The 7,084-nt window shown below is 41.2% G+C and carries 10 protein-coding genes; 4 read left to right on the top strand and 6 right to left on the bottom strand.

The window, feature by feature from the left end; translation table 11 throughout:
- Positions 1-173: 173 nt before the first annotated feature.
- Positions 174-509: an Rpn family recombination-promoting nuclease/putative transposase gene (locus tag H6F47_RS17940; RefSeq protein ID WP_236104206.1), complete on the bottom strand. Its 336-nt coding sequence runs from the start codon at positions 507-509 to the stop codon at positions 174-176.
- Positions 510-652: 143 nt separating this feature from the next.
- Here H6F47_RS17940 and H6F47_RS17935 point away from each other — a divergent pair, with 143 nt between their 5' ends.
- The 4 genes from H6F47_RS17935 (at position 653) to H6F47_RS17920 (ending at position 2,918) form a co-directional block, all read left to right on the top strand.
- Positions 653-1,402: a thioredoxin domain-containing protein gene (locus H6F47_RS17935; RefSeq protein ID WP_190650313.1), complete on the top strand. Its 750-nt coding sequence runs from the start codon at positions 653-655 to the stop codon at positions 1,400-1,402.
- Positions 1,403-1,585: 183 nt separating this feature from the next.
- The gene (locus H6F47_RS17930; RefSeq protein WP_190347577.1) at positions 1,586-2,419 is read left to right on the top strand and encodes an alpha/beta hydrolase; all 834 of its coding nucleotides are present in this window, start codon (positions 1,586-1,588) and stop codon (positions 2,417-2,419) included.
- Positions 2,420-2,649: 230 nt separating this feature from the next.
- Complete coding sequence (locus tag H6F47_RS17925) at positions 2,650-2,826, top strand: hypothetical protein (RefSeq protein WP_190347576.1); 177 nt, start codon at positions 2,650-2,652, stop codon at positions 2,824-2,826.
- Complete coding sequence (locus tag H6F47_RS17920; RefSeq protein WP_190347575.1) at positions 2,778-2,918, top strand: hypothetical protein; 141 nt, start codon at positions 2,778-2,780, stop codon at positions 2,916-2,918. Before H6F47_RS17925 ends, H6F47_RS17920 begins: the two co-directional genes overlap by 49 nt.
- Before the next feature lie 17 nt (positions 2,919-2,935).
- Here the strand turns inward: H6F47_RS17920 and H6F47_RS17915 are convergent, their stop codons facing one another.
- The 5 genes from H6F47_RS17915 to carA form a co-directional block, all read right to left on the bottom strand.
- Positions 2,936-3,238, bottom strand: a complete 303-nt coding sequence (locus tag H6F47_RS17915) for a DUF1816 domain-containing protein (protein ID WP_096566225.1) — start codon at positions 3,236-3,238, stop codon at positions 2,936-2,938.
- A gap of 88 nt (positions 3,239-3,326) precedes the next feature.
- Positions 3,327-4,298 carry a 23S rRNA (guanosine(2251)-2'-O)-methyltransferase RlmB gene (gene rlmB / locus H6F47_RS17910; RefSeq protein WP_096566223.1) on the bottom strand — a complete coding sequence of 324 codons (972 nt, stop codon included), beginning with the start codon at positions 4,296-4,298 and terminating at the stop codon, positions 3,327-3,329.
- Between the two features lie 96 nt (positions 4,299-4,394).
- The gene (locus tag H6F47_RS17905) at positions 4,395-4,874 is read right to left on the bottom strand and encodes a ribonuclease III domain-containing protein (RefSeq protein ID WP_187041429.1); all 480 of its coding nucleotides are present in this window, start codon (positions 4,872-4,874) and stop codon (positions 4,395-4,397) included.
- Positions 4,875-5,176: 302 nt separating this feature from the next.
- Positions 5,177-5,533 (bottom strand): STAS domain-containing protein, encoded by a 357-nt coding sequence (locus tag H6F47_RS17900; protein WP_190347592.1) that lies wholly within the window; start codon positions 5,531-5,533, stop codon positions 5,177-5,179.
- 258 nt (positions 5,534-5,791) lie between these two features.
- Positions 5,792-6,949, bottom strand: coding sequence for a glutamine-hydrolyzing carbamoyl-phosphate synthase small subunit (gene carA, locus H6F47_RS17895; RefSeq protein ID WP_096566217.1), 1,158 nt, complete (start codon positions 6,947-6,949; stop codon positions 5,792-5,794).
- Positions 6,950-7,084: the final 135 nt, after the last annotated feature.

Raw genomic sequence — 7,084 nt, 5'->3', positions numbered from 1 at the left:
TTAGAGGCTGATAAACACAGAAATTAGTGCAAGGGTTTTGAAGGGTATACCGGAAAAAGTGTGCATTTTTTGGGATTTCAAGAGATGGCAAAGAAATTTTCAAATCTTCTCCTGACTCCTGACTCCTGACTCCTGACTCCTATGCCCTCACGGAAAGACTTTCTCAGCAACCCCTAATTAGTTAATACTTCCACATCTAAACTACGTTTAGCAAACAAAGCCACCGCTTGCCAATCTTGCTGAGGTTTATATTGATTGAGGTAAATGTTGATTTCTGTAATAAATTCCCAGTAAAATTCCTGTTTTGGTTGAAATTGCACCTCCACAAAATAAATCGGTTTTTCTCCACTATCTGGCATAAATATACCATCAAATCTAAAGGCTTTTTCCTTCACTTCTACAGATGTGAATTTGTAACCTTCTGCTTTTTCTGTCGGTTCTCCCAGAAGTTCAAATAGTAAAGTATGGAAAGTGAGAAAAATCTGGTAAAATATTGTATCTGTGTGCATTACTGATGATATAAATTTAATATATTATACCCTAAAAAATACCCATCGAAATTACCAAAAATAATTTTTTTGTATCATGCTATCATTATCACCAATATCTAGTAATCTAAGAAAGTGTTTATCTATCCGCATAAGATATTACCATGATGAAAATTTTTCACAAACTCCGCATTTTGGCAATTACCAGCTTAATATTTTTGACTATTAGCTGGTCACTTCCAGCCCAAGCTGACACGAAAATTGACCCCAAACTAGAACAGCAAGTATTAGAAATTATCCGTCGAAATCCCAAAGCAATTATCGAAAGTGTGCAAGCATATCAGGAAGAACAGCAACAAAAAGTTCAACAAGCAAGACAGGGATTTTTACAAGATTTCAGAACAAATACTAAAGCTATCATAGGCGATTTTCCCACCACAGGTTCGACTCAATTAAAAACTGTATTAATTGAATTTTCTGATTTTGAATGTCCCTATTGTGCCGAAGCAAATAAAACTCTCAAAGATTTATTAGCAAAATATCCTAATCAATTCACCTTAGTTTATAAACATTTCCCTTTGGTGCAAATTCATGACCAAGCATTACCAGCAGCTAAAGCAGCTTGGGCAGCATATCAACAAGGTAAATTTTGGCAATATCATGATGCTTTGTTTACGAATCAAAAACAACTGGGAGAAAGTTTATATTTAGATATTGCGAAAAATCTCAATTTAGACTTAGCAAAATTTAAACGCGATCGCAATTTAGCAGATAAAGCAATTCAACAAGACTTACAAATGGCTTATAAATTGGGTCTTTCTGGTACACCTTCTTTTATTATCAATAGCAAGAATGTGACTGGACCTGTTCAGTTATCAGAAATTGAGAGTATTTTGGAGAGAGGTGACAGCTAACAGGTGACTGGGGACTGGGGACTGGGGACTGGTGACTGGTGACTGGTGACTGGGGACTGGGGACACTTCGACAAGCTCAGTGCATCGCTGGGGACTGGTGACTGGTGACTGGGGACTGGGGACTGGGAAAGACTTTTACCAATTACCCATTTCCTATTCCCTATGAATTATGAATTATGAATTATGAATTATAAATTACCTCTTAACGTTTACATCCAAGGTCAAGGATTTCCCATACTCGGTTTACACGGACATCCTGGTTCTGGCCGTAGTCTTTCTGTTTTTACTCATCATCTATCAAAACGTTTTCAAACCATTGCCCCAGATTTGCGCGGATACGGTAAAAGCCGCTGCAATATCAATTTTGATATGCAAGACCATTTGGACGATTTAGAAGCTCTCCTAGACCGTTTTCAGATAGAAAAATGCCTTGTATTGGGATGGTCACTGGGTGGCATTTTGGCGATGGAATTAGCATTGCGTTTACCACAGCGAGTCACAGGAATGATTTTAATCGCCACCTCAGCTAGACCTTGGGGCAATCATCCGCCTATCTCTTGGCAAGATAATCTTTATACTGGTGTAGCGGGAATATTAAACTATATTAAACCTGGTTGGTCTTGGAATATTGAAACTTTTGGCAAGCGATCGCTCTTTCGTTATTTAATTCAACAACATACACCCACCGCTTACGGTTACATTGCCAGGGAAGCCCTACAAGCTTATTTACAAACCTCTAGCTATGCTACTCGCGCTCTTTATAGCGCCATTAAAGCAGGTTACAATCGACTTTCAGACTTGGAAAAAATCTCATGTCCGAGTTTGGTACTGGCTGGATCTGAAGACCGTCACATTACAGCTGATTCTAGCTTAGAAACAGCAAAACACCTTACAAACTCTCATTGGCAATGTTACCCCAATACCGCCCACCTTTTCCCCTGGGAAATTCCCCAACAGTTACTTTGGGATATTGACCATTGGTTAGCAGCACATCCAGAGGTAATTGGTAATTGGTAATTGGTAATTGGTAATTGGTAATTGGTAATTGGTAATTGGTAATTGGTAAGTACCTGTGCAAAATTAATTTCTTATTTGGAAACTCTGTATCCTTTACCAGACAAGGAAGACGGGTAAATGAAATAATCTTACGTGGCGATAGCGAAGCGCTGCTGCAAGCAGTTCGCCAATCTCAAATCCCCAAACGGTCAATCTTCGTTGTGTGACAGTTTAGGGTGCGGAAGGTAGGTTTGAAAGTCAAAATAGCTAAAACTTTTCCGCCACCCTCCAAAACTCAACCTCAAGGGTTTTCAGCCCATTTTCTTATAAAATTTATTACCCAGTCCCCAGTCCCCAGCGATGCACTGAGCTTGTCGAAGTGTCCCCAGTCCCCAGTCCCCAGTCCCCAGTCCCCAGCGATGCACTGAGCTTGTCGAAGTGTCCCCAGTCCCCAGTCCCCAGTCACCTATTGTTGCCCATCGTTCCCAGAATTAACTCAAAATTAACTCAGGAACGATGACAGCCTATAGATTTGTATTACACTTGACCGCTAAAGGCAGGCTTTACTTTACGGTCAATCCTTTCCCCCAGGTCTTCAGCAATGGTTAAAACATAAGGTTTACAACGCTTGACATTGACTATAATTCCTTGCGCTCCTTCGTTTTCTAAATCTTCTAGATAGCCCTTACTGGCAGATGTCGCTTCCACCGAGCTTAAAAATGGACCAAAGTAGTAGGTGCAACGAGGATTCTGGGTGACAATTTCAACCCACCAAGCCAAGCCTAGACCGTTAGATAAGCTAATCAGCCCTTCCTTAAGGTTATGCCAAATAGTTTTCATGGTTTTCACCAATTTATAAACGTGATACTGGGTATTAAAGAATATGTTAGATAGATTCAGTTTTACATTTCTTTATACTCTTTTAGGTTTATTTTTTCAAAGAAAATGTATGTAATTTATCAAGATAGTGGGTATTTAACGACCGTTGGCGATAAATTTCATAAAGCGCCATCCCTGCTGCCACTGAGGCATTTAGGCTAGGAGTCTTACCCTGTAAGGGAATTGAGACTAAAACATCACAAGATCGTTGTGTCAACATACTCAGACCTTCACCTTCAGCACCAATTACTAAAACGATAGGTCCATTGAATTTTACTGTATGTACAGGTTCGCTACCAGAGGCTGCTGTTCCGTAAATCCAAAAACCAGCTTCTTTAAGTTGTTCCAAAGCGCGGCTGAGGTTAACGACTCTGGCTACAGAAAAGTTTTCTAAAGCACCTGCGGCCACCTTAACCACAGTTGAGGTGATTCCAGAAGCCCTTCTTTGAGGAATTACTAAACCTTGAGCGCCGATGGCTTCTGCTGTGCGAATAATTGCCCCCAAATTGTGAGGATCAGTGATACCATCAGCAACAACAATCACTGGATCGGTGACTGATTTTGCTTGAGTAATCAGATCATCTAATTCCATGTAGGCATAAGGCGCAATTTGCGCTGCTATACCTTGGTGATTAGCTCCTTGAGTGATTTGGTCTAAACGCTTAGGTTCGACTTCATCAATTACTGTACCATTATCCTTAGCTTGGAGAATTAAATTATGAAATCGCGGATCATAACGCAGACGAGCAGTAATCCAAATCCGATTGAGATTGCGCTGATTTTCTAATGCGCTTAATACAGGATGACGACCGTAGATGAGATCACTGTCTTCTGTGGATTTGCTCTCTGGTAAGGGTTGGGAAGATTGACGAGATGGACGCGGTTTGCGAGATATGGGTTTAACTTCTGCGTTGCTTTGAGTACGAATAGGATTAGCAATAACGCGTTTACCCTTGATTTTTATAGGTTGTCCGCGTTTTGCTTCACCAGCGTGATTAATTTTTCTTGGTTGGTTAGTCATGGGATTATTGAGTTTAGTAAATAGGTGAGCATTGACATTCCCTCAATTTTATGAACCGTTACAAATGATTTTCCTATCAAGAGATTGAGCTACTCACTATTTCTCTAGATGGAGTTTTTGTAACAATTCTGTTAAACGGGGGTAATCGGTGAGGTATAGATAGCCAACTAAAGTTTCTAGACTAGTTGCCTGTTGATAAATTTCGGGATTTAGTCGTTTGGGACGGCCTGCGGCTGCATTACGACCTCGGCGGACAATTTCTAACTCTTTACTCGTTAAATTAGGAGTCAGCGATCGCAAATGTAGGGCTTGTGTTTCTGCTCTGACCTGCGCTACTACCAAACTATGGTAAATTTCTGGCCTTTGCTGTGGCCACAGGAAAAACATCCTAACATATAGTTCGTAAATTGCATCCCCCAAGTAAGCTAAGGCAGAAGGAGAAATTTGTTGTACTTGTGCCTGGGATAATGGTTGGGGTAATTGCGTCGTGTTTACCAACAATGCTGGAATGTCAGATGAATACTGCATTACAGTTTCATCTCCTCCATTTTTTGCTTCTTCCTCCTGGGGATTCACCTGTTCATCATTCCTTGACCTACTAAATATTGGGAAGATTATCTTTACGAACATTTATTTTTTGTGCAGTATGCCATCATAGCACACCGAGCATATTCAACACTAACAAATATTACTTAAAACTATATAAATTCCTGATTGGGGAGATTGGTGAGTCTGAAAATATAGGTCTAGTGGCTATTTTGAGGAGTTGGGAAAGATGAGGAAGATGGAGAATTAATATATTCTTCATATTTTCTTTAACTTCCTCACCTTCCTACTGCTCATCGGGATAGCTAAATTGATTTTTTGTGGTCAAGCAATCAAGACGACTTGATGTTTTCTAGAGCCGCATCAACTGTAGTTTGTAGGGCGAGAAACTTTTCTAAGCGAACAAGCTTGACCGTTTGAGTAACGCGGGCATTGGTGACAATTTGGAAAGTGCCTTCGGCGGTTTGAGCTTGCTTGGCTAGTTGTACCAGCGCACCCAAACCAGAGCTATCAACAAAGTCGATTTGTGAGAGATCCAGAATTATGTGCTTTGGACCTTCATCAATCTTTCCAGACAGTACCTTGCGAAATGTAGGTTCAGAAAAAGCATCTAACAGACCTGTGAGGCGGAATAGCTGGCAGCTATCCCGGACTTCGCGAGTACCTCTCAGGCTTACGGTTAGATTCAGTGGTTCAGCAATAACTCCCTCCTCGTCCTCTTGACTGAAAGTAAACGCTCAAGTATAGATGGTTTTGACTTATGTTGTCTAGGTTGGTGACTGGTGACTGGTGATTGGTGACTGGTGATTGGTGATTGGTGACTGGGGATTGGTGATTGGGGATTGGTGACTGGGAAAAAGATAAATAACCCAATTACCAATTACCAATTACCAATTACCAATTACCAATTACCCATTACCCATTACCCATTTTTATTGTTGATTAACTTAAGCGATCGCTGTTTGACGTGCTGTTTGAATTTCTAGCACAAATTGCTCAAATAAGTAATCAGCATCGTGGGGTCCTGGACTAGCTTCTGGGTGATACTGTACAGAAAACACTGGTAGAGACTTGTGACGTACCCCTGCAACAGTGCGATCGTTTAAGTTCAGATGACTAACCTCTACCACTGCTGATGGTAATGAATCCGGATCAATAGCAAAACTGTGGTTTTGGCTGGTGATTTCTACCCTTTGTTGTAAACCCGCTGGTTGATTTAAACCACGATGCCCAAATTTTAGCTTAAAGGTTTCTGCGCCCAAAGCATGACCTAAAATTTGGTGTCCCATACAAATACCAAACATGGGTTTTTGACTTTCTAGCAGTGCTTTAACGGTACTAATGCCTTCTGTGACTGCTGCTGGATCACCGGGTCCGTTGGAGAGGAAAATCCCATCTGGATTATATTTAAGAATTTCCGCTGCTGGTGTATTGGCAGGAACAACAATCACGCGACAGCCATAACTAGCCAACCGCCGCAAAATATTGCGTTTTACGCCAAAGTCTAAAGCAACGACTGTGAACTTTTCCCCAATCTTAGCTACAGATTCTGGGTTAAATTCCCAAACTTCTGTCGTAGCTTCGGACCATTCATAAACTTCTGGGGTGGTGACTTCCCGCACCAGATTTAATCCTGTCATGTTGGGAGCAGCTTGCACCAGTTCTAATAATTCAGATTCATCTAGTATAGATGTAGAAATACCACCATTCATAGCGCCATACATCCGAATTTTGCGGGTGAGGGCGCGGGTGTCGATACCGAAAATACCGGGGATGTGGTGCTGTTTGAGGTAATCTGGTAAAGATTGGGTAGAGCGCCAGTTACTAGGTTTGTGACAGATATTGCGGGCGATCGCTCCTTTGACATGAGGTTTAATTGATTCCTCATCTTCGGGGTTAACGCCAGTATTACCTAATTCGGGATATGTAAAAATAACAATTTGCCCTGTGTAGCTGGGATCTGTTAATACTTCTTGATATCCAGTCATGCCGGTGTTAAACACCACTTCGCCGACAGTGGTTCCCATAGCGCCGAAGGACCAACCATGATAAGCTGTTCCATCTGCTAAGACAAGTAAAGCGGGTATTGCATCAGATAAAGACATAAATAATAGGTAATGGGGAATGGGGAATGGGGAATGGGGAATTGGTAATTGGTAATTGGTAATTGGTAGTTGGTAATTGGTAATTGGTAAAAGTCTTTCCCAGTCACCAATCATGAATCACCTACAAAAGACCGT

This window comes from Sphaerospermopsis sp. FACHB-1094 (assembly GCF_014696195.1).
In the GTDB taxonomy this organism is placed as follows: Bacteria; Cyanobacteriota; Cyanobacteriia; order Cyanobacteriales; family Nostocaceae; genus Sphaerospermopsis; species Sphaerospermopsis kisseleviana.
Note: the sequence above shows the minus strand (reverse complement) of the source record. Positions and strands in the feature narration are given on the sequence as shown.

Coding starts and splice junctions, on each gene's coding strand:
- H6F47_RS17940 (WP_236104206.1), bottom strand. CDS start 509: ATGCACACAGATACAATATTTTACCAGATTTTTCTCACTTTCCATACT.
- H6F47_RS17930 (WP_190347577.1), top strand. CDS start 1,586: ATGAATTATAAATTACCTCTTAACGTTTACATCCAAGGTCAAGGATTT.
- carA (WP_096566217.1), bottom strand. CDS start 6,949: ATGTCTTTATCTGATGCAATACCCGCTTTACTTGTCTTAGCAGATGGA.
- H6F47_RS17935 (WP_190650313.1), top strand. CDS start 653: ATGATGAAAATTTTTCACAAACTCCGCATTTTGGCAATTACCAGCTTA.
- rlmB (WP_096566223.1), bottom strand. CDS start 4,298: ATGACTAACCAACCAAGAAAAATTAATCACGCTGGTGAAGCAAAACGC.
- H6F47_RS17915 (WP_096566225.1), bottom strand. CDS start 3,238: ATGAAAACTATTTGGCATAACCTTAAGGAAGGGCTGATTAGCTTATCT.